The organism is Dolichospermum circinale AWQC131C (assembly GCF_000426905.1).
Lineage (GTDB): Bacteria > Cyanobacteriota > Cyanobacteriia > Cyanobacteriales > Nostocaceae > Dolichospermum > Dolichospermum circinale.
The window spans coordinates 165785-167757 of the sequence record NZ_KE384623.1; the positions used below are offsets into that span (position 1 = coordinate 165785).

3 protein-coding genes and 2 pseudogenes are annotated in these 1973 nt (G+C 36.3%); 3 read left to right on the forward strand and 2 right to left on the reverse strand.

Annotated features, from left to right (window positions below; all coding sequences use genetic code 11):
* Nucleotides 1-187 (forward strand): annotated as a pseudogene (locus tag ACIR131C_RS25640) (hypothetical protein); the annotation flags it as partial.
* Nucleotides 188-208: 21 nt separating this feature from the next.
* Here ACIR131C_RS25640 and ACIR131C_RS0115075 read toward each other — a convergent pair.
* On the reverse strand, nucleotides 209-448 hold the full coding sequence (locus tag ACIR131C_RS0115075) for a hypothetical protein (RefSeq protein WP_028084844.1): 240 nt from the start codon (nucleotides 446-448) through the stop codon (nucleotides 209-211).
* A gap of 192 nt (nucleotides 449-640) precedes the next feature.
* Here ACIR131C_RS0115075 and ACIR131C_RS0115080 point away from each other — a divergent pair, with 192 nt between their 5' ends.
* Together ACIR131C_RS0115080 and ACIR131C_RS25645 are read left to right on the forward strand one after the other, a co-directional pair.
* A complete protein-coding gene (locus ACIR131C_RS0115080) occupies nucleotides 641-1222 on the forward strand; it encodes a Uma2 family endonuclease (RefSeq protein ID WP_028090872.1) in 582 nt (193 codons plus the stop codon).
* A gap of 71 nt (nucleotides 1223-1293) precedes the next feature.
* Nucleotides 1294-1437 carry a hypothetical protein gene (locus ACIR131C_RS25645; protein ID WP_155963132.1) on the forward strand — a complete coding sequence of 48 codons (144 nt, stop codon included), beginning with the start codon at nucleotides 1294-1296 and terminating at the stop codon, nucleotides 1435-1437.
* Nucleotides 1438-1511: 74 nt separating this feature from the next.
* On the opposite strand, the pseudogene ACIR131C_RS22885 reads toward ACIR131C_RS25645, so the two are convergent.
* Nucleotides 1512-1973 (reverse strand): annotated as a pseudogene (locus ACIR131C_RS22885) (hypothetical protein); the annotation flags it as partial.

A 1973-nucleotide genomic window follows, 5' to 3' on the forward strand; every position in this document is an offset into this window, starting at 1 on the left:
TGATGTCCAAGGTAAAGCCGCGACTTTGGCGATGTTGGGGCAGTTATTAGCAGATGAAAAAGGAGATTTTGCGACTGCACTGGACTATTTACAAGAGTCTTTAGAGATATTCCAGCGTATTCAATCTCCCGATGCTGAAACAGTGAGAGAAATTATTAATGATGTGCAAAAAATGGCAAACGGTTAAGGTAATTTCTTAAACTTACCTTTAAGAAGCCCAACAAGTATGATCGGGAAAATTACCTGCTTTCCAATGCTGACGTAATTTAACCACTGCTCTTGTCAAAATATGCTGATAATTTTCAATATTAATGGCTTCAATTTCTTGAATTTTGCCATTATCTTTATCAAGATGAACTTTCCCTAAATGTTCTGGATCAGTACCGAAATTATAAGTAACACCTTGATCATCTTCATTAACCTTGACTAACATTACATAAAAAGCCATAAAACCCCAAAAAAGATGATTATGACAATAATTAAATCAATTAGAATCATTATTTTATCATAGGGATAATTTTATCAGATGCGATCGCTGTTTAGGTATAATTTTGAAGTTGGTAGTAAACGCTTAATCAGTCTCACCCGTGGGTTTCTAGGCAATTAGGATATTATAAAAATAGTGCAAAAGGTGAATCAGATGGTTGTCACAACTTCTCAAGCTAAAAAAAATCCAGTTGTAGCTTTGCTATCAAACCTAACATGGGAAACTCTAGAAAAATTAGATGCAGATTTGGCAGAAACTGGAGCGCGGTTAACTTATTTAGATGGGTGTTTAGAAATTATGACTCCTTTATCTGATGCCCATGAAGAACCTAAAAATACTTTAGGTCAGCTTTTGGAGATTTATATGCGGGTGAAAAATATTCGTTTTTATGGACGTGGTAGTACAACAATTGGGACAAAAGAATTAGGCGCTCGCAAAGAACCAGATGAGTCTTATTGTTTGGGTACACGCAAACCAGTTCCAGACTTGGCAATTGAGATAATAGTCACCAGTGGTGGAATTGACACCCTAGAAATTTATCGTCGAGTCGGAGTATCAGAAGTTTGGTTTTGGCAAGATGGTGTAATTTCGGTTTATTGTTTGCGTTCTACAGGATATGACTTAGTAAGTAAGAGTGAATTATTACCAGAATTGGATTTGCGGTCACTAGAGTTTTATTCTCGAATGGCAGATCAATATGATGCAGTGAATGATTTTATGCGATCGTTGATTTAGAGAAGAAGCGATAGCGAAGCGCTCCGTAGGAATCGCCCTTTACCAGCAGTCTTTAGAAATCAAAGAAAGCATTGGGTATCCATAACCCTGCACAAAACTATAAAATTATCTTTACCAGTGACAATTATGAAGCCGCTAAAATGTGGCTACTAGAGGATGAATATGAAAGATTGAATAATCGTATTTTACAAGAAGATTCTGATGATGAAGATTAAAAATATTATAGCCCCCTCCTCGCTTGCGGGGAGGGGGCTTAAGATGTACCTCATAAGAGCGGAAACCCCTGTATCTAATCAACTTTAAACCTAGCTAATAATTCCTCACGGGAAAGATTAGATAAATTAAGTAATAACTGGGTTCTTTCTGTTAATGAAAGTTCCATTAACGGACTGACAATAGCAGATAACTCCTCATCTAAATTACCAAAACGCACCGCTAACAAACTCTCTACCATCAAACGTTGTCCGTCTTTTTGTCCTTGTTGTCGTCCTTGTTGTCTTCCTTCCTCTATTCCCTCTTGTTTCCATTCTTCCCGTTGTTTAAGATATGCTGGTGATAAACTCATAATTAATTCCCTTTCTTCATCACTGACATTACTATTTAATTCTAAATTCTTCCGCCAAGATGCGAAAATTTCTACCAGTCTTTCCCATTTATGATTATTTTCCGAAAGTTTTACCACTTGGGTAATATAGTAGTTTAACTTAAGAATGAGACAAAAAGAGTATAAGATTGAAGAGAGAAGGTATGG

Bases quoted from the DNA above. Each gene is read 5' to 3' on its own strand.
- ACIR131C_RS0115080 (WP_028090872.1), top strand. From the start codon at position 641: ATGGTTGTCACAACTTCTCAAGCTAAAAAAAATCCAGTTGTAGCTTTG.
- ACIR131C_RS0115075 (WP_028084844.1), bottom strand. From the start codon at position 448: ATGGCTTTTTATGTAATGTTAGTCAAGGTTAATGAAGATGATCAAGGT.